A 24,088-nucleotide genomic window follows, 5' to 3' on the forward strand; every position below is an offset into this window, starting at 1 on the left:
AGGTTTGTTCAGGCGCTATTGGGGATACGTTCGGCACCATAGGTCGGCGTTCCCTACCTGACAGGCCCTTTCATGGATCACCGCAACCGTTTCCGCCTGGAGTCCCTGGGCATTTTCCTGTTCGCGCTGTTGCTGTTCACGCTGGGTATCTGGGACCAGCAACCCCAGGGTTTTGACGGGCGCTGGGCGCTGTTCCTGCAGGAAATGTTTCGCCATGGTGCGAGTCTTTTCCCCACCACCTATGGGCAGCCCTACGCGGACTATCCCGGTACCGCGACCTTCTTCAGTTACGTATTTGCCCGGCTGTTCGAGGCGCCCAACCACCTGGCCAATGTGCTGCCCACTGCCCTTGCGTCCGCCGGGGTCGTGGCCTTGATCTATCGCTTGCTGGTCCCGGCGAGTCGTCCGTGGGCGTTGCTCACGGTGCTGTTGACGTTGCTCACCACCCAGTTGCTCGAGAAGTCCCGTTCGGTATGCCTGGACCAGATGGTGGCGTTGCTGTGTGTCGGCAGTTTCTACCTGCTGCACAGTGGTGAGCGCCTGGGTTCGCGGCTCAGGCAGCTTGCGGTGTTCCCGCTGTTCATCCTGGGGTTTGCGATACGCGGGCCGCTGGGATTGATCGAAGTCTGCGGTGTGGTGTGCGTGTATTGGGCGCTGGGCAGCCCTGGGGAGCGGGTCAGGCAGGTGTTGGTCCACGGCATCGTCGGCCTGGTGTTGCTGGCGGCCTGTTGGTGGCTGTTGGTGAAGCTGGCGCGCATCAGCGGTGGCGATGCGTTTGCCGATGAGGTGTTCAAGATGCAAGTGGGCGGGCGCCTTGATGAAAGCGGCGAGCCGTTCTATTTCTACTTCCAGTTGAGCCTGTACCGTTATTTCCCCGTGGTGCCGCTGGCGTTGCTCACATTGGTTGCGCTGCGTCATCGCTGGGCAGAGCGGTTTGATAACCCGGTGCAGTTGGTCATGCGGCTCGGCGCCTGTGGTTTGATGATCTTGCTTGGCCTGTCGGTACCGCACTTCAAGCGCGCCTATTACATCCTGCCCATGGTGCCGATGTTTGCGGCTGTCGCGGCCTATGGGCTGCTTCAGGCGCAAGGCTGGCTCCTGGGCGTGCGCAGAGGCTACGAGGGGCTTGTCGCCGCGCTGCCGGCGCTGTGCGTGGTTGCCGTGTTTGTCTGTCGGCATGGGTGGCAGAAGCACGGTTACTGGCCTGACGTCTCATTGCCGCTGTTGGTGGGTGGGCTGTTGCTCCTGCAAGTGGCGGCCGTGCTTGCCTGGCGGCGAGCGGGGCGGCTGGTGTGGCTCAGCGCGTTCGCGCTGAGCGCGCAATGGCTGGTGCTGGTGACGGTCGTGGAGCCTGCCAAGGACCTGCAGTTCGACACCCGGCAGTTTGTCGGCCAGGTGGAAGCGCTTCGCGTATCGCAGCCCGGGCAACTGGTATTCCTGAACCTCGGCAGGGACACCTGGGCGGTGCGCTACATGATGAATCTGGACCATGACGAGCAACCGCTGTTTGTCGGTGCAGCAGAGGTTGAGCGCTTGGGTGCGTTGCCCCGTCCGTCGTGGGTCATTGTGGCGCGCAAGGAGACCGCGCTGCTCAAGGGCACGCCTCTGGAGCGCCTGGCGCCAAGCTTTGAAGGGCGGTTGAACGACAACCCACTGATGGTGTTCTTGCTGAAATGAACCGGCACCGTGCTGTGCCGTTTTTGTAGTCGTCGTTACGGACCGATCACCCAACAAAAAGCCTGCTCATCGCAGGCTTCTTGTTGTTAGCGCGTGCGACTGCGGATCAGGCAGCTTCCAGCAAGGGGATCTGCATGCCGATCTTGGCCGAGGCGAAGTTCATATCGCCGCTGGCAATGGACTGCGCCTTGAAGCCTTGGCCGATCAGGTCCTTGATATAAAACTTGTTGTAGATGAATGCGAAGACGATGTTGCTCACGCCCATTGTGATCATGGCGATGACGAATTGAATCAGGCCGTATTTCACGTCGCCGCGAAACAGGGCCGGGAAGCAACCGAAAAAGAAGGTGGTCCACGAAAAGCCGACAGGAGCTTCCTTCATCGCGCCCGTGTTCGGGTTTTTGAAAATGATCGATGTGTATGCCATTTGTTTCTCCATGTGCCCAAGGGATTAAGCGATACGTTGGGCTGCGTATCGCCTGGGTGTGATGTGTCGGGTGTGATGTGTGGCGGGGTCAGTCAACGATTTCCCAGATCATGTTGTCCTCGTCGACCATGACGTCCACGCTCAGGGTCTCGTGACCATCCGGGCCATCGACCTCAAGCAGTCCGCGATACTTGTTGTGCCCTTTTTTGATCAGGGTCACTTCCTTGACGGTGTTTTCGCCGGGCGAGGTGTCTTTGTCCCACTGCTCCTGGATGCTCTCCTTCACCTCTTGGGCAAGCTCCTCGTTGGCCGCGTGAGCGTTACCGAAGCAAAGCGTTGCGGTGAGCGCCAGCGCAAGGTTGATGCGGGTGAGGGGGCGGGTCATTTCGGGCTCCTTGTTGGCATAACTCTTCCATGTCGACCGAAGGGGAGGTGCTTCAAAGTCGAATAGCAGTAAGGGGTGTCATGCGGTTATGGGAGCGAGCGCGGGGAGTTAATCCGTCGTCGTGGCTTGCTCGTGTGTTGACGGGCGATGGCTGACGGTTACAGGAGGGAATGCATCCGCATAATGTTGCTCGCCGGCCTTGGCATATTTTGAATCATATCATAGCGCTACTACTGCGAGGTGCAGTGGGGAGCGCTATAAAGCCGGGACAACAAAAAACCCGCACTAGGCGGGTTTCTTGTGTGTTTCAGATGACATTTGCACCACCTGAAACTAATGAGTGGTGCCCAGAGACGGAATCGAACCGCCGACACGGGGATTTTCAATCCCCTGCTCTACCGACTGAGCTATCTGGGCAACGGGGCGCATTAAACGGGTTTTTCAGGGGGTCGTCAAGCAAGTTTTCAAAAAATATTTAATTATTACCGTCGCTTACGTGCCGACCCCAGTTTTTGATCAATTATTGAGCAGGTGGTACGTAGCCGTCGGCCTTGGCGTAATCCTCGCCGGAAAAGAACTTGTCCATCTCGCCCGCCAGGTATTTACGGTCGTCGGCATTCATCATGTTCAGGCGTTTTTCGTTGATCAGCAGGGTTTGGTGTTTCAGCCAGTCGGCCCAGGCTTTGGCTGAGACGTGGTCGTAAATGTCCTGGCCCTTGATACCTGGGTACGGAGGGCGCTCCAGGGCGGGCAATTCTTCTTTGTACTTGCGGCACATTACGGTGCGGGTCATGACGACTCTCCTGCGTTCAATACATCGGCCGCGCGCTTCAGCAGTTTCTTGACCGGGGCGGCAAGGCCCAGGCGCGGCGGGGTGGCGAGGTTATACCAGAGCCAGTCGGCCTCGGCGACGTGATGGGCGGATTCCTTGACCTGAACCAGCCAGGGTTCGATGGCCAGCTGGAAGTGGCTGAAGGTGTGGATCAGCCCCGGCAGTGCCTGGTGTTTGCCCAGTTCGAGCGTGTGCTGGTTGGCCAGGTGTTCGAGGTCTTGCAGGTCGTCCAGTTCGGGCAGGCTCCACAAGCCGCCCCACAGGCCCGTGGAAGGGCGACGGTAAAGCAGAATCGCGCCTTCGGCATTGGCCAGCATCGGCATCAGTGTGCGCTTTTGCGGGATGGTCTTGCGCGGCTTGGGGATCGGGTAGCGTGTCTCCAGGCCGAGCATGTGGGCTTCGCAGTTTTTTTCCAGCGGGCACAGCAGGCAGCGGGGTTTGCTGCGCGTGCACAGGGTGGCACCCATGTCCATCATCGCCTGGGTGTAGGCGTTGACGCGATCATGGGGTGTAAAGCGCTCTGCGGTGGCCCACAGCTGCTTGGCCACCTTGGGTTCGCCTGGGTAGCCCTCTTGTGCGGTGAAGCGCGCCAGCACGCGTTTGACGTTGCCGTCGAGGATCGGCGCGCGCAGGCCCATGCTCAGGCTGGCAATCGCGCCGGCGGTGGACAGGCCGATGCCGGGCAACTCAGTGAGCTTTTCCACATCCCTGGGAAACTCGCCGCCGTACTCGGCCACCACGATTTTCGCGGTCTTTTGCAGGTTGCGCGCCCGGGTGTAGTAGCCCAGGCCGGTCCACAGGTGCAGCACTTCGTCTTCCGGTGCGGCGGCCAGGGCTTCGACCGTTGGCAGGGACGCCATGAAGCGGTCGAAGTAATTGAGCACCGTGCTGACCTGGGTCTGCTGCAGCATGATCTCCGAAACCCACACCCGGTAAGGCGTAATGCCCTGTTGCCAGGGCAGGTCATGGCGGCCGTGGCGGTCGTACCAGTCCAGCACCGCCGTTGAAAACTGCTCGTCTCTCATCGTTTGAACAGGCCTTTCAAAGCATCTTTGAGCTGCGGGTTAACCTTGTCGAGCTTCTCTTCCAGCTTCTCGCCGAGCTTGTTGCCGGCCGCCTTGATCGCGACCTGGCTCAGGCCGTCCTTGTCCAGGCGGCAGGCCTTGGCGCCGAGTTCCAGCGGGCCACGGCAGCGCAGCGGCACTTCGATACCCTGGAAGTTGGAGCCGACTTCGCAGGCCGGGTCCGGTACTTCGCGCTGGTCGCCTTCGACGATGATGCCGACGCGATAATCCATGCCCAGCACGCGCAGGTCGACGTCACCGTTGCCGTTGACCGTCAGCCCTGGGATGCGCACTTTCAGGTCGGGATTGTTGGCCACGCCGTTACGGAAAGTCAGGTTGCCCTTCAGCTCCTGGAACGGTGTGTCCTTGCCGCGTTGTTCGCCGCTCAGGGTCTTGCGGTTGAGCAGGGCGATGCCGGTGCACAGTTGCTGCTCGAGGTTGGCGTTGAGCAGCACGCCGTTGTTGATCACAAAGCTGGCGGTGCCGTTGAGGCTGTCGATCAGGGCTTTCTGGCTGTTGCCGCGGCCGCTGAGATTACTGTCCAGCGTGATCTGGCCCTTCACGGGCGGCGTCTGCCCTTGGGCCTGCAGGATGCGTTCGACCGGCACTTGCTTGATCCGGCTTTGCAGGGCCAGCAGCGGAATATCCTGGCGCACATCGAGCGTGCCGTTGGCCTGGAAGGTCCCGTTGTAGAGGCCGCCGCTGAGGGTGCCGAGCTTGAGCTGGCCATCGCTGCCGGAGGCTTTGAGCACGGCATTCTGGATCGGCAATTTGCTCAGGGTCAGTTGGTCGAAGGCGAGGTCGGCGTCTATGTCCAGCGTGCGCAGGCGGGTCAATGGCAGGAGTTTGTCCGTGCTCCAGGCGCCTTTGGTCGGTGCTTGCGGCAGTGGAGTGGTGCCACCGGCCGCTATGGCGCCGGCTTCGCTGTTCTGCACTTCGGCCTGGCGGGCAGCGGTCGCGCCCTTGGCGGATTCGGACTTGGCCGGCAGGTAGTTGTCGGCGTTGAAGGTATCGCCCTTGAGCTGTACGCGCAGCGCCTGCTTGGCGAAGTCGTCCACGGCGACGCGACCGGTGAAGGTGCTGCCGTCGAGTTTCAGGTTCAGGTCTTCCAGCGCCAGGCTGTTCGGTGTGCCTTTGAGACGGCTGACCAGCTCGACCTTGCTCAGGCTGCCCTCGGCCATCGGTGGCAATGGGTTACCGACGCTGTCGAGGAACTTGGCCAGGTCAAACTGGGCGATGGACAGCGCGCCGCTGAGCTGCGGGGTCTTGTCCAGGTCGTTGACCTTCAGCTCGCCCAGGGCGCGCAGCTGGTTGGCCGAAAGTTTCAGGTTGGTCCATTCGGCGATATTGGCCGCCTGGTCCACCAGCAACTGGCCCTGGGTGGAGAAGGTCACGGTCTTGCCTTGCAGCGGCTCGCCCGTGGCTTCGCCGGTGATTTTCATGTCTTCGAACTGATAGCGCTTGAGCGCGCGCTCGATACGCAGGTTGCCGTTGAGCTCGGTCTTGACGCGCATCACCGGCTGGTTGCTGCCGAAGAAGGCGGTGAGCTTCACCGGGATGCTCGCACCTTCGTGCACGGCGCCGGCGCTCAACTGGATGCTTTCGGCACTGAATTGCTTACCGGTTAGCTCATCGTTGTATTCGACGCGGGCGTTGTTGATCGTCAGGCTATCGATGTCCAGGCGGATGGGCTGGGCCGGTTTTTCCGGTTTTACCTCGGGTGACGGCTGAGCGGGGGCGGGCGTTTCGGTGGTGGCTACCGGCGCGTTCTTGCCGATGTCTTCCCAGTTGCCATGGCCTTGCTTGTCACGGTTGAGGCGTAGGTTCAGGCCTTCGACACGCACATCGCTCATCTGTACTTCGCGACGCAGCAGCGGCAGCACGCGCACCGACAGGCCAAGCATTTGCAGGTCGGCGAAGGGTTGGGTCGGCGTGGTCAGGGTCGCCACGCTGGCTTCGTGCAGTTCAAGGCCGAGCCAGGGGAACAGGCTCCAGCCGATATCGCCATTGAGCGTCAGCTCGATGTGGGCCTTGTCGCGGGCAATCTGGCGAATCTCGTCTTTATAGTCGTTGGGATCGAAGAGATGGGTCAGGGCAAAGCCCAGAGCCACAATGATCAGCAACAGCCCGAGAAGTACCAGGCCCAGGATTTTGCCGAACGCTTTCATGGGCGAGTCCTTGTATGTCGATTTCAAAATTTAGCCGCAGAGTATAACGCCCGACGGCCTGCGTCAGTTCACGGATCGTTACATTGTATCCAGCCCTAGGAGAACGGGATTTTGACGCCAATAAAACCGAAAAATCGCAAAAAGATGATGTCATTTTGGTTTTTCTGTCATCCGCTAATGCTAATCTTCGGCCGTTCGTTCGCCTTCTGCGACTTATCGTCGCGCCAAAATGGAGCTTCACTCTACAAAAACGGCCACGCTTTGCGTGCAAGGCCGAGGGAGAGAGCGCCTGACGGACGCATACTAATAACTGGGGGATACATCAATGAGCACTAGCACTGTGGCCGGCACTACCGCCGCACAGCCTGCGTTCCTGTCCAAGGAGCGCATTATCGCCAAGCCCGGGTTCAACCGCTGGCTGGTTCCACCGGCCGCCCTGGCCATCCACCTGTGCATCGGCATGGCCTATGGCTTCTCGGTGTTCTGGTTGCCGTTGTCCAAGGCGCTGGGTATCACCAAACCGGTTGCTTGTGCGCCGGACATGAGCTTCATCGCGCAAGTCTTCTCGTCCCAATGCGACTGGCCCATCTCCATGCTGGGCTGGATCTACACCCTGTTCTTCATCTTCCTGGGCTGCTCGGCAGCGATCTGGGGCGGCTGGCTGGAACATGCCGGGCCACGCAAGGCCGGTGTTGTTTCGGCGTTGTGCTGGTGCGGCGGCCTGCTGATCTCGGCGCTGGGTATCTATACCCACCAGATCTGGCTGATGTGGATCGGCTCCGGGGTCATTGGCGGTATCGGCCTGGGCCTGGGTTATATCTCGCCCGTCTCGACCCTGATCAAGTGGTTCCCGGACAAGCGCGGCATGGCCACCGGCATGGCGATCATGGGCTTCGGCGGCGGCGCAATGGTTGGCGCTCCGTTGGCAGCTGCGCTGATGGGGCACTTCGCTTCGCCGACCAGCGTGGGCGTATGGCAGAGCTTCCTGGTGATGGCCGCGATCTACTTCGTGTTCATGATCGGCGGCGCGCTGTCCTACCGTGTTCCACCGACCGGCTGGAAGCCTGAGGGCTGGACCGCGCCGGTGAAAAAAGCCGCCAATGCGATGATCACCCACCGTCACGTGCACGTGAACGTGGCTTGGAAAACCCCGCAGTTCCGTCTGGTATGGCTGGTGCTGTGCCTGAACGTGTCGGCGGGTATCGGCATCCTCGGCATGGCTTCGCCGCTGCTGCAGGAAGTGTTCGGTGGCAAGCTGCTGGGTGTTGATGTGCCGTTTGGCCAGCTGGACGCCGGGCAATTGGCGTCGATTGCTGCCATCGCTGCGGGCTTCACCGGTTTGTTGAGCCTGTTCAACATCGGTGGCCGGTTCTTTTGGGCGTCGTTCTCCGACTACCTGGGCCGTAAAAATACCTACTTCGTGTTCTTCGCCCTGGGCTTTGCCCTGTACGCGCTGATCCCGAACCTGGGGCACCTGGGCAACGTGGCGCTGTTCGTCGCGGCGTTCTGCATCATCCTGTCGATGTACGGCGGTGGTTTTGCGACTGTCCCGGCCTACCTGGCCGACCTGTTCGGTACCCAGATGGTCGGCGCGATCCACGGTCGCCTGCTGACCGCTTGGGCCGCCGCGGGCGTATTGGGCCCGGTGTTGGTGAACTACCTGCGTGAATATCAACTGAGCATCGGCGTTGAACGCGCTGCGGCCTATGACATCACCTTGTACATCCTCGCCGGCCTGCTGGTACTGGGCTTTATCTGCAACCTGCTGGTCCGCCCGGTGGCCGACAAGTACTTCATGACCGACGCGGAACTCGCCGCCGAGCAAGCGCTGGGGCATGACAAAGGGGCTGATGCCAGCACCTCCCTGGAATGGAAAGCGGCGCCCGGCACTGTGCCGTTGGCGATCGCTGCCTGGCTGGTAGTGGGTATTCCGTTGGCCTGGGGTGTGTGGGTGACCCTGCAGAAGACGGCGGTACTGTTCCACTAAGTTGACTGCAAGCGGGCGCACCATCCTGGAGCGCCCGCTTGTATGCACATGTCTATCCCCGACATTCCCCGCCTCAACTCGTCAGTCTTATCCCCTTCGATGTTTCTGTTTAGCGTCCGCGCCCCTATAATGGCTGCCTTTTTCGCCCAATGATTTTGCGGAGCTGGTGATGGCCGAACGTAAGGCGTCCGTCGAGCGCGACACTCTGGAAACCCAGATCAAAGCCTCGATCAACCTGGATGGCACCGGAAAGGCCCGATTTGATATCGGTGTACCTTTTCTTGAGCACATGCTGGACCAGATCGCCCGTCACGGGCTGATCGACCTGGATATCGTCAGCAAGGGCGACCTGCATATCGACGACCACCACACGGTGGAAGACGTAGGCATCACCCTCGGCCAGGCGTTTGCCAAGGCCATCGGCGACAAAAAAGGCATCCGTCGCTACGGCCACGCCTATGTCCCGTTGGACGAAGCGCTGTCGCGTGTGGTCATCGACTTCTCCGGCCGCCCAGGCCTGCAGATGCACGTGCCGTACACCCGCGCCACCGTGGGCGGCTTCGACGTCGACCTGTTCCAGGAATTCTTCCAGGGCTTCGTCAACCACGCACTCGTCAGCCTGCACATCGACAACCTGCGCGGCACCAATACCCACCACCAGATCGAAACCGTGTTCAAGGCATTCGGCCGCGCGTTGCGCATGGCCGTGGAGCTCGATGACCGCATGGCCGGGCAAATGCCCTCGACCAAGGGCGTCCTGTAATGCAGACGGTCGCGGTTATCGACTACGGCATGGGTAACCTGCACTCGGTGGCCAAGGCCCTCGAGCACGTAGGGGCCGGCAAGGTACTGATCACCAGCGATGCCAAGGTGATTCGCGAAGCCGACCGCGTGGTGTTCCCCGGTGTGGGGGCGATTCGCGATTGCATGGCCGAAATTCGCCGCCTGGGCTTTGACAGCCTGGTGCGCGAAGTCAGCCAGGATCGCCCGTTCCTCGGCATCTGCGTGGGCATGCAAGCCTTGCTCGATCGCAGTGAAGAGAACGACGGCGTTGACTGCATCGGCGTGTTCCCCGGCCAGGTGAAGTTCTTCGGCAAGGACCTGCACGAAGACGGCGCCCACCTGAAAGTCCCGCACATGGGTTGGAACGAGGTCAGCCAGGCAGTGGATCACCCGCTGTGGCACGACATCCCGGACATGGCGCGTTTCTACTTCGTGCACAGCTACTACATCGCCGCCGGTAACCCGCGCCAGGTGGTGGGTGGCGGGCACTACGGCGTCGACTTCGCCGCCGCGCTGGCCGACGGTTCGCGTTTTGCCGTGCAGTTCCACCCGGAGAAGAGCCATACCCATGGCCTGCAATTGTTGCAGAACTTCGCCGCCTGGGATGGGCGCTGGTAAATGGCCAGGAAGCCGAAGCCGCCGATCTTGACCCTCACGCCTGAGCAGGAAAGTGAGGCTACCCTCAAGATCAAGCGCTTCATGGAGGACCGCTTCGAGCTCAAGCTGGGCTCGTTCGAAGTCGCCGAGATTCTTGAGCTGTTCACCATCGAAGTGGCTCCGCATTATTACAACAGGGCGATTTTCGATACGCAGACGCTCCTTAAAGAAAGGTTCGAAAGCATCGAAAGCGACCTGTGGTCGCTTGAAAAGAGCAGCTGAAAGCTTCAAGCCCCAAGCTGCAAGAATTGATACGCGTGCTTGCTTGCAGCTTATAGCTTGCAGCTTGCAACTCTTTGACGAAGGAAAAGCATGCTAATTATCCCCGCTATCGATCTCAAGGACGGCGCCTGCGTACGTCTGCGCCAAGGCCGTATGGAAGACTCCACCGTGTTCTCCGATGACCCGGTGAGCATGGCTGCCAAATGGGTGGAAGGGGGCTGCCGTCGTCTGCATCTGGTGGACTTGAACGGCGCCTTTGAAGGCCAGCCGGTCAACGGCGAAGTGGTCACCGCGATCGCCAGGCGCTACCCGAACCTGCCGATCCAGATCGGCGGTGGTATCCGTTCCCTGGAAACCATTGAGCACTATGTCAAAGCCGGCGTGAGCTACGTGATCATCGGCACCAAGGCCGTGAAAGACCCGGCCTTCGTCGCCGAAGCCTGCCGCGCGTTCCCTGGCAAAGTGATCGTGGGCCTGGACGCTAAAGACGGTTTCGTCGCCACCGACGGCTGGGCTGAAATCAGCACCGTGCAAGTCATCGACCTGGCCAAGCAGTTCGAAGCCGACGGCGTGTCCGCCATCGTTTATACCGACATCGCCAAAGACGGCATGATGCAGGGCTGCAACGTGCCGTTCACCGCTGCGCTGGCCGCTGCCACCAGGATCCCGGTGATCGCTTCCGGCGGTATCCACAATCTGGGCGACATCAAGTCGCTGCTGGACGCCAAGGCCCCAGGGATCATCGGCGCCATCACCGGCCGCGCTATCTACGAAGGTACCCTGGACGTCGCCGAAGCCCAGGCTTACTGCGATGCCTACAACGGCTGAGGACTGACCATGGCGCTGGCCAAACGCATCATCCCTTGCCTGGACGTCGACAACGGTCGCGTGGTCAAGGGCGTCAAGTTCGAGAACATCCGTGACGCCGGCGACCCGGTGGAAATCGCTCGCCGCTACGATGAGCAAGGTGCCGACGAGATTACCTTTCTCGACATCACCGCCAGCGTCGACGGCCGCGACACCACGTTGCATACCGTCGAGCGCATGGCCAGCCAGGTGTTTATCCCGCTGACCGTGGGCGGTGGCGTGCGCACCGTGCAAGACATCCGCAACCTGCTCAATGCCGGTGCCGACAAGGTCTCGATCAACACCGCAGCGGTGTTCAACCCGGAGTTCGTCGGCGAAGCCGCGCAGCACTTCGGCTCGCAATGCATCGTGGTCGCTATCGACGCCAAGAAAGTCTCCGGCCCGGGCGAAACCCCGCGCTGGGAGATCTTCACCCACGGCGGTCGCAAGCCGACCGGCCTGGACGCGGTGGAGTGGGCGATGAAGATGGAAGGCCTGGGCGCCGGGGAAATCCTGCTGACCAGCATGGACCAGGACGGCATGAAAAACGGCTTCGACCTGGGCGTGACCCGCGCCATCAGCGATGCGCTGGGGATTCCGGTGATCGCCTCCGGCGGCGTCGGTAACCTGCAACACCTGGCCGACGGCGTGATCGAAGGCCATGCCAGCGCGGTGCTGGCGGCGAGTATTTTTCACTTTGGCGAATACACCGTTCCTGAGGCCAAGGCCTACATGGCGGCGCGCGGTATCGTCGTTCGCTAAACGTTGCTGGACACCATGGCAGGCGCGCGGCACTCTCTGCGCTTGCCATGGATTCCGGTAGCCTTCATGTTCAAGACCCTGCTGCTTGCCCTCGCCAGCACCTCCATCTTTATGGTGAGTGCGGCACACGCCGAAGAGCCGTCTGACGCCTCCCTGGTGTTGCTGACGGAAAATTTCCCGCCCTACAACATGGCCAAGAACGGTAAGAACTTTGCCAAGGACGAGAACATCGAAGGCATCGCCGTGGACATCGTGCGCGAAACCTTCAAGCGTGCTGGTATTTCCTACAATCTCACCCTGCGTTTTCCTTGGGAGCGAATCTACAAACTCGCCCTGGAGAAACCCGGCTATGGCGTGTTCGTGATGGCGCGTCTGCCGGACCGTGAAGCGCTGTTCAAGTGGGTCGGCCCCATCGGCCCGGATGATTGGGTACTGTTGGCCAAAGCCGACAGCGAGATCCAGCTTGCCGACCTTGAGCAGGCGCGGCGCTACAAGATCGGCGCCTATAAAGGCGATGCCATCGCCGAGACCCTCGAGAAGCAGGGCCTTAACCCGGTGGTGGTATTACGCGACCAGGACAACGCGCAAAAGCTCGTGGATGGCCAGATCGACCTGTGGGCCACGGGCGACCCGGCCGGGCGTTATCTTGCGCGTCAGGTCGGTGTGACGGGGCTCAAGACCGTGCTGCGGTTCAACAGTGCCCAGTTGTACCTGGCGCTGAACAAGAACGTGCCCGATGAGGCGGTGGCCAAATTGCAGGCGGCGTTGGATCAGTTGCGCTCGGAAGGGCTTGTGGACCAGATCATGGCGAACTATTTGTAGCGATAGGTACCGTTCTTGCCGTGCCCAGCCATGGCTTGATTACTGCGCACGCTGATCATCAGCTTGATATCAATCCACTCGATGCCCTGGGCCTTGAGCTTGGGCAGTTCGCGCTCCAGCACTGCCAGGGTTTGCGGGTAGGGGTGGCCGATCATCACCGCCGAGCCTTGTTTGTGGGCCAGTTTGATCGCGGTTTGCAGTTGCGTGGTGATCGCCGCTTCGGTGCGTTCGTCATCGAGGAACACATCCCGCGAGACGCTGGCCAGGCCGATCTTCTGCGCCTCGGCAGCGGCCACGGTCTGCGCGCTGGTGCGGCTGTCGACGAAGAATTTGTTGCGCCGTTGCAGCTCGGCCATCAGCCAGGCCATGGCGGCCGGTTGCGCGGTCATGCGGCTGCCCATGTGGTTGTTGATACCGGCGGTGTAGGGCACGGCGTTGAAGGCAGCGTCCAGGCGTTTGCCGAGCTCTTCGATGGGCAACTCGGGGTGCCAGGCGAATGGGCCGGTGGCCGGGTCCATGGGCATGTGCAGGATCACGATCTTGCCGGCCTTGTGCGCTTCGCGGGCGAATTCGGCGGCGTGGGGCGTGTCGGGCATGATCGCCGTGGTCACCGGCCCAGGCAGGGCCAGCACGCGACGATCCCGGGTAAGGTTTTGCCCGAGGTCGTCGATGATGAGGCTCAGGTAGGCTTTGTGGGATTCGCTGGCAGGGGCCGCTTGGGCGACCCCTGCCAGGCTGCACAGCGCAGCGAGGATCAGGGCAACACGCATATCAACGGCTGCGTGTAATGCTCAAGCCCTTGAGCAGGCTTAGCGCCTGGGCCAGCTGGTAATCATCGTCCTGCGGCATCGGCTTGGCTTTCTTGCTGCTGCCGGTTGGCTGGTCGGCACCGCCGTTGCCATTGCCCAGGTGACCTTGCAGGTCCGCTTCCTTGTAGTACTCGCTGTCGATTTCGTTGGTGATCTTGGCCTTGCGCACTTCGATGTCCGGCACGATGCCCTGGGCCTGGATCGAGCGGCCGTTCGGCGTGTAGTACAACGCGGTGGTGATCTTCAGCGCACGCTCGTTGTTCAGTGGCAACACGGTTTGTACCGAGCCTTTGCCGAAGCTGGTGGTGCCCATCAGCACGCCGCGCTTCTGGTCTTGCAGGGCGCCGGCGACGATTTCCGAGGCCGAGGCGCTGCCGCCGTTGATCAGCACGGCCAATGGCACGTTCTCGCTGAGGTCGTTGCCGGTGGCCGAGAAGCGTAGCTCGGAATTAGCGATACGGCCCTTGGTGTAGACGATCAGGCCCTTGGTGATGAAGTGGTCGACCACTTCCACCGCCGACTGCAGCACGCCGCCTGGGTTGTTACGCAGATCGAGCACGATGCCGCTGAGTTTCTTGCCGTTGTCCTTGCGCAGCTTGGCCAGGGCCTTGGCCACTTCGTCGCCGGTCTTGACCTGGAATTGGGTGATGCGGATGTAACCGTAGCCCGACTCCAGCAACTGGCTCTTCACGCTCTTGACCACGATGGTCGCGCGGGTGAGTGTCACGTCAAACGGGTTGCCGCCGTCGCGCACCAGGGTCAGGGTGATTTTCTGGCCGATCTTGCCGCGCATCTTGTCGACGGCTTCGGTCATGGTCTGGCCGCGGGTCGGCTGGCCGTTGATCTTGACGATAAAGTCACCGGCCTGGATGCCGGCCTTGGACGCCGGGGTGTCATCGATTGGCGAGACCACCTTGATATTGCCGTCTTCGGCGCCGACTTCAATGCCCAGGCCGCCGAATTCACCGCTGGTGCTTTCCTGCAGTTCGGCGAAATCTTCCGGACCGAGGTAGGCGGAGTGCGGATCGAGGTTGCTGAGCATGCCCTTGATGGCATTTTCCAGCAGGGTCTTGTCGTCTACAGGTTCGACATAGGCTGCCTTGATCCGGTCCATGACCTCGGCGAAGGTGCGCAGCTCGTCCAGCGGCAACGGCGCCCTAGTGGTCGCGGCGGAGGTCGCGGCCGTGGCGGCGGGTGCAGCCGGGGCGGCCTGGTCGGCAAAAGCCAGAGGCGCGCCGATCACCAGGGCGATCGTCAGGGCCAGCGAAGTGAGGCGGGACAAATGCAGCATGTCGAACGAACTCCTAATGTAGATGCGACCCTATCCTTGGGACCGGCACCATTGTGCGGGATCGCTCGGGCGACCCTGCTGACGAATAGCGAAGTACAGCGCTGGGGTGTCCTGGCCGCCACTGTTACCGACAGTGGAGATGGATTCACCGGCTTTTACAACATCACCTGCCGACTTGAGTAACGTCTGATTGTGGCCATAAAGGCTCAAATAGCCATTACCGTGGTCGAGAATCACCAATAAACCGGCGCCGCGCAGCCAATCGGCAAACACCACGCGCCCACCATGTACGGCGTGGACCTGGCTGCCGGCGGAGGCGCTGATCATCACCCCGTCCCACTTGGCGCGGGTGTCATCGCCACGGGTTTCGCCAAAGCGTGCCAGTAGTCGACCATCAACTGGCCATGGAAGTTTGCCGCGGGCTGAAGCAAAAGGGCCGCCGAACGACTCGCCGGCACTGGAAACCAGCGGGCCAGGGGCGGCATGTACCGGTTTGCGCGGCGCCGGGGCATCGGTGGTGGCTGCCAGTTCGGCCTCACGCTGGCGCTTTTTTTCCGCTTCCTGCTGGGCGATCAGCGCTTTCTGTCGCGCCTCTTCGGCCTCGCGTGCCTGGCGTGCCAGGGTTTCTTCGATGGTCTTGAGCACTTTGGCCAGGTCGGCCTGGTCCTGCTCGCGGGCCTGCAGCTTGGCGTCGCGGGCCTTCACGTCGTCATTGAGCTTGGCCAGGGCCAGCTGGCGCTCCTTGCGGACCTTGTCCAGCTCGTCGCGCTGGGCGCTGAGGCTGGCTTTCTGGTCCTCCAGCTGCGACTGCTGGTTGGCGATTTCCTGTTCGACGTTGGCCAACTGGCGCAGGGTCTCGTTGAAGCTTTTCAGTTGCTCCAGGCGGGCCTTGCTCAGGTAGTCGTAGTAGGTCAGGGTGCGCGCGAATTTCTCCGGGTTCTGCTGGTTGAGCAGCAACTTGAGGTATTCCTGGCGGCCGCTCTGGTAGGCGGCGCGGGCCTGGATTGCGATCAAACGCTGCTGTTCAACGCGTGCGCTCTGGAGTTTTTTTTTCTCAGCGTCGAGTCGCTCCAGTTCCGACTCGCTCTTCTTTAGTTCTTTTTGCAGCTCCTGGACCTGCTTCTCCAGCTTGCCCATTTCGGTTTCCGTGCCGCGCAGGTCTTTCTGCACCCCGGATTTTTCTTCCTGGAGCTTGCCGAGCAGTTTTTTCAGCTCGGTAATGTCCTGACGCGTAGCGTCCAACTGTTGTTGAGTTTGTGCGCGCTCATCGGCAAATGCCGGTTGGAGCAGGCAGACAAGAGCAAGGGTAATCAAGGCGCGAAGCATAGAGGCGGGCGACACCAGGGAAAGGGACGGCCTAGTATGCCCGCCAAGCGCCGCAAAAAAAACGCCCAATTCGGACTGGAACGCAAGATAGGTGCCGAGTGGCGGTGGTATGGCAAAAAGACATCTGCCAAACACCGCGAAGCTAATGTGGGAGGGGCGGTGCGACGATTCGACTTGCCCCCGATTGCGATGTGTCAGCTGAATATGTGCTGGCTGATCCACTGCTATCGGGGGCAAGCCCCCTCCCACATAGTTGTTTGGATCAGACCAGGATTGAGGTACCAGTCATTTCTTTCGGCTTCTCCAACCCCATCAGCATCAGCATGGTCGGTGCCACATCCGCCAGCACGCCGCCATCACGCACTTTGAAGTCGCGCTTGCCGACATAGATGAACGGCACCGGCTCGGTCGTGTGGGCGGTGTGGGCCTGGCCGGTGGATTCGTCGGACATCTGCTCGCAGTTGCCGTGGTCGGCGGTGATCAGCGCCTCGCCACCGACTTTTTCCAGGGCCTCTACAATGCGGCCGACGCACAGGTCCAGGCATTCCACGGCCTTGGTCGCAGCTTCCAGGTTGCCGCTGTGGCCAACCATGTCACCGTTGGCGTAGTTGACCACGATCACGTCGTAACGCTGGTGGTCGATGGCGTCGACGATCTTGTCGGTCACTTCCGGCGCGCTCATTTCCGGCTGCAGGTCGTAGGTGGCGACTTTTGGCGAAGGGATCAGGATGCGCTCTTCGCCAGGGAACGGTTCTTCACGTCCGCCGGAGAAGAAGAAGGTTACGTGGGCGTATTTTTCGGTTTCGGCAATACGCAGCTGGGTCTTGCCGTTTTTCGCCAGATAGTCGCCCAGCACGTTGTCCAGGCTGCCGGCGGCAAAGGCTGCGGGCGCCGGGATGCTGGCGGCGTATTGGGTCAGGCCGACGTATTGGACTTTTGGCTGGCGGGCACGCTCGAATTCCTTGAAGCCGTCCTCGACAAACACACGGCTCAGCTCGCGGGCACGGTCGGCGCGGAAGTTCATGAACACCACGGCGTCGCCGTCCTCGACTTTTACCGGCTCGCCGATGGTGGTGGCCTTGACGAACTCATCGCTCTCGCCACGGGCGTAGGCGGCTTCGAGGCCTTCCTGGGCGGTGGCAGCGTGGAATTCGGCCTGGCCGTCGACGATCAGGTTGTAGGCCTGGGACACGCGGTCCCAACGGTTGTCGCGGTCCATGGCGAAGTAGCGGCCCACCAGGCTGGCGATGCGGCCCTTGCCCAGGGCGGCGAAGGTGGCGTCCAGCAGCTCGATGGAGGATTGCGCGCTTTTCGGTGGGGTGTCGCGGCCGTCGAGGAAGGCGTGCAGGTAGATCTTGTCGGCGCCGCGCTTGAAGGCCAGCTCGGCCATGGCGACCAGATGGTCCTGGTGACTGTGAACGCCGCCGTCGGACAGCAGGCCCATGAAGTGCACGGCCTTGCCGGCCGCCACTGCTTTATCTACCGCTGCGCAGAGGGTCGGGTTCTCGAAGAACTCGCCATCGCGAATCGATTTGGTCACGCGGGTGAAGTCTTGATATACCACTCGTCCGGCGCCGAGGTTCATGTGGCCGACTTCCGAGTTGCCCATCTGGCCATCCGGCAGGCCCACGTCCATGCCCGAGCCGGAGATCAGGCCGTTGGGTACCGTTGCGGTCAGACGGTCGAGTACGGGCTTCTTGGCCGCGTACACGGCGTTGTCGTGGTGGCTTTCACTGTGTCCGAAGCCATCGAGAATTATCAGGACCAAAGGTTTAGGCGTGGTAGTCATAGATCCTCTCGCGGCGGTAATAAAGGAAGGCAATTGAAAAGGGAGTGGCAGTTTAAAGCGAAGTTCCGACCACGTCACCGCTTTACGGGGGTTGGCCCCCCCTGACGGCTGTGTATACTTACCGCCATTTTAACGCCCTGGAACCTCCTTGATGGTTGATCACCTGATTGCATTTGCCACTGCCCACTATCTGCTCGTGGGTGCCTTCGTCATCTTGCTGGCGCTGCTGATCGCTCACGAATTGAGCCGTGGTGGCCGCAGCCTCAGCACCGCGGAACTGACCGCGCTGGTCAACAAGGACGAGGCCGTTGTGGTGGATATTCGCCCGGCCAAGGATTTTGCCACCGGCCACATCGTCGGTGCCCTGAACATCCCCCAGGACAAGCTGATCGCGCGCCTGCCCGAGCTGGAAAAGCACAAGGCCAAGACCATCATCCTGGTCGACGCCCAAGGCCAGCACGCCGGCACCCACGCCCGCGAAATGCTCAAGACCGGCTTCATCGCCGCCAAGCTGTCCGGTGGCATCAGCAGCTGGCGCGCCGATAACCTGCCGCTGGTGAAGTGATATGAGCCAGGTCGTCGTGTATTCCAGCGATTGGTGCCCTTACTGCATGCGGGCCAAGGCCTTGCTGGAGAAGAAGGGCGTTGCCTTCGAAGAGATCAAGGTCGATGGCAAGCCCCAGGTGCGTGCCGAAATGGCCCAGAAGGCGGGGCGCACGTCCGTGCCGCAGATCTGGATCGGCGCCAGGCACATCGGTGGTTGCGACGACCTGTTTGCCCTGGAGCGCGCCGGTAAACTCGATGCGCTGCTGCTTGTCTGACTCCCAACCCCTAAAGACCCCAAGATCAAGAAGGATCTGCGATGACTGACCAACAGAACACCGAAGCAGCAGAAGCCCAAGGCCCACAATTTTCGCTGCAGCGTATCTATGTGCGTGACCTGTCGTTTGAAGCGCCGAAAAGCCCGGCTATCTTCCGCCAGGAATGGACCCCAAGTGTTGCCCTGGACCTGAACACCCGTCAAAAGGCACTGGAAGGCGACTTCCACGAAGTTGTGCTGACCTTGTCGGTCACCGTTAAGAATGGCGAAGAAGTGGCCTTCATCGCTGAAGTGCAACAGGCCGGTATCTTCCTGATCCAGGGCCTGGACGAAGCGTCCATGAGCCACACCCTGGGTGCGTTCTGCCCGAACATCCTGTTCCCGTATGCCCGCGAAACCCTGGACAGCCTGGTCACCCGTGGTTCGTTCCCTGCGCTGATGCTGGCTCCGGTGAATTTCGATGCCCTGTATGCTCAAGAGCTGCAGCGCATGCAACAGGAAGGCACTCCGACGGTTCAGTAATCTCGAACCCGACGCAGAACCCAATGTGGGAGGGGGCTTGCTCCCGATAGCGGTGGATCAGTCAGATAGATGTTGACTGACACTCCGCCATCGGGGGCAAGCCCCCTCCCACATTTGCTATGTGTGTTACTTGAAACCGAGTTGGCGCCAGCCTTCGTAGACGGCTACGGCGACGGTGTTCGACAGGTTCAGGCTGCGGCAGCCTTCGCGCATCGGCAGGCGCAGGCGATGCCCGTCAGGCAGGGCGTCGAGTACGTCAGCCGGCAGGCCCCGGCTTTCCGGGCCGAACAGGAAGGCGTCGCCTTCGGCAAAGCTGGCATCATGGAACGGTCGCGACCCCTTGGTGGTGAACGCGAACAGCCGCGGGTGTCCCAGGCTTTCCAGGCAGCTGGCCAGGTCGGCATGGCGCTGGAGGGTGGCGTACTCGTGGTAGTCGAGCCCGGCACGGCGCAGGCGTTTGTCGTCCATGTCGAAGCCCAGGGGCTCGATCAAATGCAGGTGGCAGCCACTGTTGGCGCACAGCCTGATAACGTTGCCGGTATTCGGCGGAATTTCTGGTTGAAAAAGGATGACGTGAAACATGCACGGCTCCGAAGGCAAAGATGCGCTGCATTCTACCCCTGAAGAAGACCCAAGGCCGAAGCTAATGCCGAGGGTCATGGGCTCATTGGCGATTGTCGGCCTGATGGTGGGCCTGATGATCGGCCGCCTGACCACCCCTGACCCTGTCGAGTTGCAGCAGATAGAGACGGCGGTAGACGGTGTGGTGGTGTGGTTCAACAGCGAACCCAAGCTGCACGGCGAGCACATCGACGGCACCGTGGCGCTGTTGTTCGACGCGCAAGGCAAGGCCGCCAGTGGGCAACTCAAGGTCAACGACAAGGATGTGAACTGGCGCGTGCGCAAGACCGATGCGGGCTTGCTGCTGAACCTGGTGGCGGCTCGGCCGTTGCGCGGGGAGTGGAAGGGCGAGGAGGTCGATGACCGCTGGCGGCTGGAGATCCATCTCCAAGAGCAATAAAAGAGGGAATCCCCGGCCTGCCTGTACCAAGGTCCCCAAAACGGGCTGGAGCTATGGGCGCTGAGCCACATAAGCCCCGGGTGTAAAGAAGGGAGTTCCCGGCCTGCCTGTACCAGGGCTCCCAAAACGGGGTGAAGCCAGAGGCTTCGGTGTTAAAGAGGGAGTCCTCGGCCTGCCTGTACCGAGGTTCCCGAAAGCGGTGTGGAGCGCGACGCGGTTCGCATCAAGCACCCCGGGTGTAAAGAGGGGATTCTCGGCCTGCCTGTACCAAGGTCCCCGAAACTGGGTTGTACTGGGGTTATTGCAGGGCGCGTGCCAGAGTGGCTAAGTTGTGCCAAAAAATTTCTTCAGAAAGCGCAAAGCCCCGGAATACGGAGCTTTGGTGTTTTCAGCTTTCAGGTTTTTTTCAGCGCAGCTGAGGTTCCAGGCATTGGATCCATGCCCGATGCCGGTTCATGGTGCATTGAAGCGGTGCACGATCCTGAAGCTTTTTGAAGGTCCAAATGTGGGAGGGGGCTTGCCCCCGATGGCGGTGTATCAGGCACAGATGTTGTGACTGACCTACTGCTATCGGGAGCAAGCCCCCTCCCACATTTGGACCTCGGTAGATTAGCGATCAGGCGTCGTCGCCCTCATCGTCATCACCACCATCCACCTTCATTCCCAACTCCTTGATCTTGCGCGTCAGGGTATTGCGACCCCAACCCAGCAACACGGCGGCATCGCGACGGCGGCCGGCGGTGTGCTTGAGGGCCGTTTCGATCATGATCCGCTCGAAGGCCGGTACGGCGCTGTCCAACAGGTTCGACTGGCCGCGTGCCAGGGCCTGGTCGGCCCATTGGCGCAAGGCCTGCTCCCAGTTGGTCACGGGGGCCGAATCCTGCGGCAGGCTCAGCAGTTCAGGCGGCAGGTCGCCGATGTGCACTTCGCGGCCGGACGCCATTACGGTGATCCAGCGGCAGGTGTTCTCCAGCTGGCGCACGTTGCCGGGCCACGGCAGGTTTTTCAGGTATTCCTCGGTCTCGCTTTTCAGCAGCTTCGGCTCGACGGCCAGTTCCTGGGCGGCGCGGCTGAGGAAGTGGCGGGCGAGGGTCGGAATATCTTCGCGGCGGTCCGACATCCGTGGGATATGGATGCGGATCACGTTGAGACGGTGGAACAAGTCCTCACGGAACTTGCCTGCGTGCACCAGGGTTTCCAGGTTCTGGTGAGTCGCGGCGATGATGCGCACATCGACCTTGACCGGTGTGTGCCCGCCCACGCGGTAAAACTCGCCGTCCGCCAGTACGCGCAGCAAGCGGGTCTGGGTGTCGGCCGGCATGTCGCCGATTTCATCGAGGAACAGCGTGCCGCCGTCCGCTTGTTCGAAGCGCCCGCGACGCAGGTTGGCCGCACCGGTGAACGCGCCTTTCTCATGGCCGAACAGCTCGGACTCCATCAGATCCTTGGGAATCGCCGCCATGTTCAGTGCGATAAACGGCGAGGCCGCCCGCGGGCTGTGACGATGCAGGGCGTGCGCCACCAGCTCTTTACCGGTACCCGACTCGCCGTTGATCAGCACGGTGATGTTGGAATGGCTCAAGCGCCCGATGGCGCGAAACACTTCCTGCATCGCCGGCGCTTCACCGATGATTTCCGGGGTGCGGGTCAGGGTCGGCGGGGCTTCCTGGTTCTGCTGTTCCTGGGCGTGCTGGTTGGCGCGCTTGACCAGCGCCACGGCCTCGTCCACGTCAAATGGCTTGGGCAGGTACTCGAAGGCGCCGCCCTGATAGGACGCGACAGCGCTGTCCAGGTCGGAGTGCGCAGTCATGATAATCACCGGCAGGCGCGGGTGCTGCTCGCGAATCCGCGCCAGCAGGTCCAGGCCACTGGCGCCGGGCATGCGGATGTCGGAGATGATCACGTCGGGCTGCTGACGCGCCAGGCGGCTCATCACCCCGTCGGCGCTGTCGAAGCTCTGGGTGGTCATGCCTTCCTGTTGCAAGGCTTTCTCGAGGACCCAGCGGATAGAACGGTCGTCATCGACGATCCACACAGTTTCACTACGGCTCATGTCGATGGGGCTCCTTGTTCCAGAGGCAGAAAGATCGAGAACGTGGTGTGGCCGGGATGGCTTTCACATTCGATCAAACCCTGGTGCTGGCTGATGATGTTCTGGGTAATGGCCAGGCCCAACCCGGTACCGTCCGGGCGGCCGCTGACCATGGGAAAGAAGATGGTTTCCTGAAGTTCCGCAGGGATGCCTGGGCCGTTGTCGATGATCTCGACCTTGGTCACCAGGCGATGGCGCACGTGGCCGATGGTGAACTGGCGCAGCGCACGGGTGCGCAGGCTGATGCGGCCCAGGCGCAACTCGTTCTGGCTGCTGATGGCCTGCATGGCGTTGCGCACGATATTGAGTACCGCCTGGATCATCTGCTCGCGGTCGATCAATACGTCGGGAATGCTTGGGTCGTAGTCGCGCACCAAGGTGATGCAGCCCTGGCTTTCGGCCTCTACCAACTGACAGACGCGCTCAAGTACTTCGTGCACGTTGGTCATCGCCAGCGACGGCAGCTTGTTGGAGCCGAGCATGCGGTCCACCAGGTTACGCAGGCGGTCAGCCTCTTCGATGATGACGTTGGTGTAGTCCTTGAGGTGCTCGTCCGGCAGCTCGCGGGCCAGCAACTGCGCCGCGCCGCGAATGCCGCCCAGTGGGTTCTTGATCTCATGGGCCAGGCCGCGCACCAGCATCTTGCTGGTCTCCTGCTTGGATAGCTGGGCTTCTTCCTTGGTGATGCGCAACAGGCGGTCGCGGGGGTGCACTTCGAGCAGCAGCAGGGTCGCGCCGTTGCTCAGGATCGGGGTTACGGCGTAGTCGACGGTCAGCGTCTGGCCGGTCAGTGCCGTGAGCATCGCTTCACGCTTGGTGAACGGATGTGCCTGCTCCACCGCCTGGCGTAATGAACTCAAGGCCTCGGCCGACTCGGTGAACAATTCGCTGATGAACTGCCCATGGCTGCGCTGGCCGCTGATGGCCAGGAGCATCTCCGCCGCCGGGTTCATGTACTCAAGGCGCAGGTCGTCATTGAGCAGGATGGTCGCGGTAGTCAGGTTGTCGAGTAACAAACGGTGCAGTGCATCGCTGATGGTCATCGGGACCTCTTTTGGAGCAAGGCGCGGGCTTGAGGCACGCGCTGATACAAGGAAAATGCAAAAACCAAACCAAGGCTCCGAAAAGAAGCGTTAATCCCCTGAAATAGGGGTTTAAGGCGCGAAACTGTGGCGTTCTGCCAGCTTGGTCGGGAAGTTTCGAACCAAAATGGGGTGAGCCAGTGGGAAGGGTGCAGGTAGTCGCACCAATATAGTGCGGTTTTGTGAAGGTTGTTCAGGAAGTGATGAGAGATCGCTCTCGGCGGCTGTGCAAGAGCGATCTCAGTGGTGGGGCTTTATCAATGTGGCTGGGAGAGTGGCATGCCCGCGCTGCCGGCGTAAAAGACCAGCAGCTCCACCGGTGTGCTTCCGGTTCTGCCGCGATGGACTGTGCTTACCATCTCGGCCAGGGTTTGCCCTTGTGTCAGGGTGATGACTTGCCCGCCTTTACGGGCTTCAACGATCAGCTCGCCCGAGAGGATATACGCTGCGTTCGGCATGGGGTGGCTGTGCCAGGGTAACTGCGTATTCGCGGGGATCTTGAGTCGCAACAGCGTGAGTTCCGGCGGGCCGGAGGGGTAAGCCTTGTAAGGTGTTCCGTCCCATGATGCGCTGCTCTGCAGCAGGATTTCCTTGTCGATTTGCACGACGTCTTTCGGCTGGCTGCTGCAGCCTAGGACAGACAGGCAGGCCGCTGTCGCGATCAAGCATTTGAGGGCTTCCATGGTTTGGTTTCATCCCGTTCG

The 24,088-nt window shown here is 61.3% G+C and carries 25 protein-coding genes and 1 tRNA gene; 12 read left to right on the forward strand and 14 right to left on the reverse strand.

Going from position 1 to position 24,088, the window contains the following annotated elements; genetic code table 11:
- The first annotated feature begins 72 nt into the window (after nucleotides 1-72).
- Nucleotides 73-1,677: a hypothetical protein gene (locus AB1462_RS02900; RefSeq protein ID WP_367246126.1), complete on the forward strand. Its 1,605-nt coding sequence runs from the start codon at nucleotides 73-75 to the stop codon at nucleotides 1,675-1,677.
- A gap of 106 nt (nucleotides 1,678-1,783) precedes the next feature.
- Here AB1462_RS02900 and AB1462_RS02905 read toward each other — a convergent pair whose 3' ends face one another.
- The 6 genes from AB1462_RS02905 to AB1462_RS02930 all read right to left on the reverse strand — a co-directional run bounded on the left by AB1462_RS02905 (nucleotide 1,784) and on the right by AB1462_RS02930 (nucleotide 6,553).
- Entirely contained in the window at nucleotides 1,784-2,104 is a 321-nt protein-coding gene (locus tag AB1462_RS02905) for a hypothetical protein (protein ID WP_090401040.1), read from the reverse strand.
- A gap of 88 nt (nucleotides 2,105-2,192) precedes the next feature.
- Nucleotides 2,193-2,489, reverse strand: a complete 297-nt coding sequence (locus AB1462_RS02910) for a hypothetical protein (RefSeq protein WP_367246128.1) — start codon at nucleotides 2,487-2,489, stop codon at nucleotides 2,193-2,195.
- Between the two features lie 341 nt (nucleotides 2,490-2,830).
- A tRNA-Phe gene (locus AB1462_RS02915) sits at nucleotides 2,831-2,906 on the reverse strand.
- Nucleotides 2,907-3,009: 103 nt separating this feature from the next.
- The gene (locus tag AB1462_RS02920; protein ID WP_259193485.1) at nucleotides 3,010-3,282 is read right to left on the reverse strand and encodes an oxidative damage protection protein; all 273 of its coding nucleotides are present in this window, start codon (nucleotides 3,280-3,282) and stop codon (nucleotides 3,010-3,012) included.
- Nucleotides 3,279-4,346, reverse strand: coding sequence for an A/G-specific adenine glycosylase (gene mutY / locus AB1462_RS02925; RefSeq protein ID WP_259193484.1), 1,068 nt, complete (start codon nucleotides 4,344-4,346; stop codon nucleotides 3,279-3,281). The genes AB1462_RS02920 and mutY overlap by 4 nt, the downstream gene beginning before the upstream one ends.
- On the reverse strand, nucleotides 4,343-6,553 hold the full coding sequence (locus AB1462_RS02930) for an AsmA family protein (RefSeq protein WP_367246129.1): 2,211 nt from the start codon (nucleotides 6,551-6,553) through the stop codon (nucleotides 4,343-4,345). Before AB1462_RS02930 ends, mutY begins: the two co-directional genes overlap by 4 nt.
- Before the next feature lie 325 nt (nucleotides 6,554-6,878).
- Between AB1462_RS02930 and AB1462_RS02935 the strand changes: the two genes are divergently transcribed.
- The 7 genes from AB1462_RS02935 (at nucleotide 6,879) to AB1462_RS02965 (ending at nucleotide 12,632) form a co-directional block, all read left to right on the forward strand.
- On the forward strand, nucleotides 6,879-8,540 hold the full coding sequence (locus AB1462_RS02935) for an OFA family MFS transporter (RefSeq protein ID WP_090401035.1): 1,662 nt from the start codon (nucleotides 6,879-6,881) through the stop codon (nucleotides 8,538-8,540).
- A gap of 169 nt (nucleotides 8,541-8,709) precedes the next feature.
- Nucleotides 8,710-9,303, forward strand: a complete 594-nt coding sequence (hisB, locus tag AB1462_RS02940) for an imidazoleglycerol-phosphate dehydratase HisB (RefSeq protein ID WP_003218037.1) — start codon at nucleotides 8,710-8,712, stop codon at nucleotides 9,301-9,303.
- A complete protein-coding gene (hisH, locus tag AB1462_RS02945) occupies nucleotides 9,303-9,941 on the forward strand; it encodes an imidazole glycerol phosphate synthase subunit HisH (RefSeq protein WP_367246131.1) in 639 nt (212 codons plus the stop codon). Before hisB ends, hisH begins: the two co-directional genes overlap by 1 nt.
- Entirely contained in the window at nucleotides 9,942-10,202 is a 261-nt protein-coding gene (locus AB1462_RS02950) for a DUF2164 domain-containing protein (protein WP_367246133.1), read from the forward strand.
- A gap of 90 nt (nucleotides 10,203-10,292) precedes the next feature.
- Nucleotides 10,293-11,030: a 1-(5-phosphoribosyl)-5-[(5-phosphoribosylamino)methylideneamino]imidazole-4-carboxamide isomerase gene (gene hisA / locus AB1462_RS02955; RefSeq protein WP_057010603.1), complete on the forward strand. Its 738-nt coding sequence runs from the start codon at nucleotides 10,293-10,295 to the stop codon at nucleotides 11,028-11,030.
- A gap of 9 nt (nucleotides 11,031-11,039) precedes the next feature.
- Complete coding sequence (gene hisF / locus AB1462_RS02960) at nucleotides 11,040-11,810, forward strand: imidazole glycerol phosphate synthase subunit HisF (protein WP_003171107.1); 771 nt, start codon at nucleotides 11,040-11,042, stop codon at nucleotides 11,808-11,810.
- 66 nt (nucleotides 11,811-11,876) lie between these two features.
- A complete protein-coding gene (locus tag AB1462_RS02965; protein ID WP_315335898.1) occupies nucleotides 11,877-12,632 on the forward strand; it encodes an ABC transporter substrate-binding protein in 756 nt (251 codons plus the stop codon).
- On the opposite strand, the gene AB1462_RS02970 is transcribed toward AB1462_RS02965, so the two are convergent.
- From AB1462_RS02970 to gpmI, 4 genes are all read right to left on the reverse strand, one after another.
- Entirely contained in the window at nucleotides 12,623-13,402 is a 780-nt protein-coding gene (locus AB1462_RS02970; RefSeq protein ID WP_259193477.1) for a divergent polysaccharide deacetylase family protein, read from the reverse strand. The two genes, AB1462_RS02965 and AB1462_RS02970, sit on opposite strands and share 10 nt — an antisense overlap.
- A gap of 1 nt (nucleotide 13,403) precedes the next feature.
- Nucleotides 13,404-14,732 carry a S41 family peptidase gene (locus tag AB1462_RS02975; protein WP_259193476.1) on the reverse strand — a complete coding sequence of 443 codons (1,329 nt, stop codon included), beginning with the start codon at nucleotides 14,730-14,732 and terminating at the stop codon, nucleotides 13,404-13,406.
- A 30-nt stretch (nucleotides 14,733-14,762) separates the two neighbouring features.
- Nucleotides 14,763-16,058 carry a murein hydrolase activator EnvC gene (locus AB1462_RS02980; protein ID WP_074848448.1) on the reverse strand — a complete coding sequence of 432 codons (1,296 nt, stop codon included), beginning with the start codon at nucleotides 16,056-16,058 and terminating at the stop codon, nucleotides 14,763-14,765.
- Between the two features lie 262 nt (nucleotides 16,059-16,320).
- Nucleotides 16,321-17,847, reverse strand: a complete 1,527-nt coding sequence (gene gpmI / locus AB1462_RS02985; RefSeq protein WP_090401029.1) for a 2,3-bisphosphoglycerate-independent phosphoglycerate mutase — start codon at nucleotides 17,845-17,847, stop codon at nucleotides 16,321-16,323.
- A gap of 151 nt (nucleotides 17,848-17,998) precedes the next feature.
- Between gpmI and AB1462_RS02990 the strand changes: the two genes are divergently transcribed.
- From AB1462_RS02990 to secB, 3 genes are read left to right on the forward strand one after another with little or no spacing between them, the layout of a single operon-like run.
- Nucleotides 17,999-18,412 carry a rhodanese-like domain-containing protein gene (locus tag AB1462_RS02990; protein ID WP_090401028.1) on the forward strand — a complete coding sequence of 138 codons (414 nt, stop codon included), beginning with the start codon at nucleotides 17,999-18,001 and terminating at the stop codon, nucleotides 18,410-18,412.
- Between the two features lies 1 nt (nucleotide 18,413).
- Nucleotides 18,414-18,668 (forward strand): glutaredoxin 3, encoded by a 255-nt coding sequence (gene grxC / locus AB1462_RS02995; RefSeq protein WP_033896917.1) that lies wholly within the window; start codon nucleotides 18,414-18,416, stop codon nucleotides 18,666-18,668.
- A 41-nt stretch (nucleotides 18,669-18,709) separates the two neighbouring features.
- Nucleotides 18,710-19,189: a protein-export chaperone SecB gene (secB, locus tag AB1462_RS03000; RefSeq protein WP_090401027.1), complete on the forward strand. Its 480-nt coding sequence runs from the start codon at nucleotides 18,710-18,712 to the stop codon at nucleotides 19,187-19,189.
- Nucleotides 19,190-19,315: 126 nt separating this feature from the next.
- Here secB and AB1462_RS03005 read toward each other — a convergent pair whose 3' ends face one another.
- A complete protein-coding gene (locus tag AB1462_RS03005) occupies nucleotides 19,316-19,771 on the reverse strand; it encodes a tRNA (cytidine(34)-2'-O)-methyltransferase (RefSeq protein WP_046070509.1) in 456 nt (151 codons plus the stop codon).
- Here AB1462_RS03005 and AB1462_RS03010 point away from each other — a divergent pair.
- Nucleotides 19,770-20,210: a hypothetical protein gene (locus AB1462_RS03010; RefSeq protein ID WP_090401026.1), complete on the forward strand. Its 441-nt coding sequence runs from the start codon at nucleotides 19,770-19,772 to the stop codon at nucleotides 20,208-20,210. The genes AB1462_RS03005 and AB1462_RS03010 overlap by 2 nt on opposite strands.
- A 616-nt stretch (nucleotides 20,211-20,826) precedes the next feature.
- On the opposite strand, the gene ntrC is transcribed toward AB1462_RS03010, so the two are convergent.
- The 3 genes from ntrC to AB1462_RS03025 form a co-directional block, all read right to left on the reverse strand.
- Nucleotides 20,827-22,263, reverse strand: a complete 1,437-nt coding sequence (gene ntrC / locus AB1462_RS03015; protein WP_027605069.1) for a nitrogen regulation protein NR(I) — start codon at nucleotides 22,261-22,263, stop codon at nucleotides 20,827-20,829.
- Nucleotides 22,260-23,345, reverse strand: coding sequence for a nitrogen regulation protein NR(II) (gene glnL, locus AB1462_RS03020; RefSeq protein ID WP_024072896.1), 1,086 nt, complete (start codon nucleotides 23,343-23,345; stop codon nucleotides 22,260-22,262). Before glnL ends, ntrC begins: the two co-directional genes overlap by 4 nt.
- A gap of 296 nt (nucleotides 23,346-23,641) precedes the next feature.
- The gene (locus AB1462_RS03025; RefSeq protein WP_090401025.1) at nucleotides 23,642-24,067 is read right to left on the reverse strand and encodes a cupin domain-containing protein; all 426 of its coding nucleotides are present in this window, start codon (nucleotides 24,065-24,067) and stop codon (nucleotides 23,642-23,644) included.
- Between the last annotated feature and the right edge of the window lie 21 nt (nucleotides 24,068-24,088).

Origin of the sequence: Pseudomonas sp. SB113 (assembly GCF_040754745.1) — a bacterium.
In the GTDB taxonomy this organism is placed as follows: Bacteria; Pseudomonadota; Gammaproteobacteria; order Pseudomonadales; family Pseudomonadaceae; genus Aquipseudomonas; species Aquipseudomonas grimontii.

What these genes read in the sequence shown, in the direction of transcription:
- glnL (WP_024072896.1), bottom strand. Translation starts at nt 23,345, where the DNA reads ATGACCATCAGCGATGCACTGCACCGTTTGTTACTCGACAACCTGACT.
- hisB (WP_003218037.1), top strand. Translation starts at nt 8,710, where the DNA reads ATGGCCGAACGTAAGGCGTCCGTCGAGCGCGACACTCTGGAAACCCAG.
- AB1462_RS03025 (WP_090401025.1), bottom strand. Translation starts at nt 24,067, where the DNA reads ATGGAAGCCCTCAAATGCTTGATCGCGACAGCGGCCTGCCTGTCTGTC.
- AB1462_RS02970 (WP_259193477.1), bottom strand. Translation starts at nt 13,402, where the DNA reads ATGCGTGTTGCCCTGATCCTCGCTGCGCTGTGCAGCCTGGCAGGGGTC.
- AB1462_RS02990 (WP_090401028.1), top strand. Translation starts at nt 17,999, where the DNA reads ATGGTTGATCACCTGATTGCATTTGCCACTGCCCACTATCTGCTCGTG.
- AB1462_RS02975 (WP_259193476.1), bottom strand. Translation starts at nt 14,732, where the DNA reads ATGCTGCATTTGTCCCGCCTCACTTCGCTGGCCCTGACGATCGCCCTG.
- AB1462_RS02900 (WP_367246126.1), top strand. Translation starts at nt 73, where the DNA reads ATGGATCACCGCAACCGTTTCCGCCTGGAGTCCCTGGGCATTTTCCTG.
- AB1462_RS02980 (WP_074848448.1), bottom strand. Translation starts at nt 16,058, where the DNA reads ATGCTTCGCGCCTTGATTACCCTTGCTCTTGTCTGCCTGCTCCAACCG.
- hisH (WP_367246131.1), top strand. Translation starts at nt 9,303, where the DNA reads ATGCAGACGGTCGCGGTTATCGACTACGGCATGGGTAACCTGCACTCG.
- gpmI (WP_090401029.1), bottom strand. Translation starts at nt 17,847, where the DNA reads ATGACTACCACGCCTAAACCTTTGGTCCTGATAATTCTCGATGGCTTC.
- AB1462_RS02950 (WP_367246133.1), top strand. Translation starts at nt 9,942, where the DNA reads ATGGCCAGGAAGCCGAAGCCGCCGATCTTGACCCTCACGCCTGAGCAG.
- AB1462_RS02920 (WP_259193485.1), bottom strand. Translation starts at nt 3,282, where the DNA reads ATGACCCGCACCGTAATGTGCCGCAAGTACAAAGAAGAATTGCCCGCC.
- AB1462_RS02930 (WP_367246129.1), bottom strand. Translation starts at nt 6,553, where the DNA reads ATGAAAGCGTTCGGCAAAATCCTGGGCCTGGTACTTCTCGGGCTGTTG.
- AB1462_RS02935 (WP_090401035.1), top strand. Translation starts at nt 6,879, where the DNA reads ATGAGCACTAGCACTGTGGCCGGCACTACCGCCGCACAGCCTGCGTTC.
- hisA (WP_057010603.1), top strand. Translation starts at nt 10,293, where the DNA reads ATGCTAATTATCCCCGCTATCGATCTCAAGGACGGCGCCTGCGTACGT.
- hisF (WP_003171107.1), top strand. Translation starts at nt 11,040, where the DNA reads ATGGCGCTGGCCAAACGCATCATCCCTTGCCTGGACGTCGACAACGGT.
- AB1462_RS02905 (WP_090401040.1), bottom strand. Translation starts at nt 2,104, where the DNA reads ATGGCATACACATCGATCATTTTCAAAAACCCGAACACGGGCGCGATG.
- AB1462_RS02965 (WP_315335898.1), top strand. Translation starts at nt 11,877, where the DNA reads ATGTTCAAGACCCTGCTGCTTGCCCTCGCCAGCACCTCCATCTTTATG.
- AB1462_RS03005 (WP_046070509.1), bottom strand. Translation starts at nt 19,771, where the DNA reads ATGTTTCACGTCATCCTTTTTCAACCAGAAATTCCGCCGAATACCGGC.
- mutY (WP_259193484.1), bottom strand. Translation starts at nt 4,346, where the DNA reads ATGAGAGACGAGCAGTTTTCAACGGCGGTGCTGGACTGGTACGACCGC.
- AB1462_RS03010 (WP_090401026.1), top strand. Translation starts at nt 19,770, where the DNA reads ATGCACGGCTCCGAAGGCAAAGATGCGCTGCATTCTACCCCTGAAGAA.
- AB1462_RS02910 (WP_367246128.1), bottom strand. Translation starts at nt 2,489, where the DNA reads ATGACCCGCCCCCTCACCCGCATCAACCTTGCGCTGGCGCTCACCGCA.
- ntrC (WP_027605069.1), bottom strand. Translation starts at nt 22,263, where the DNA reads ATGAGCCGTAGTGAAACTGTGTGGATCGTCGATGACGACCGTTCTATC.
- grxC (WP_033896917.1), top strand. Translation starts at nt 18,414, where the DNA reads ATGAGCCAGGTCGTCGTGTATTCCAGCGATTGGTGCCCTTACTGCATG.
- secB (WP_090401027.1), top strand. Translation starts at nt 18,710, where the DNA reads ATGACTGACCAACAGAACACCGAAGCAGCAGAAGCCCAAGGCCCACAA.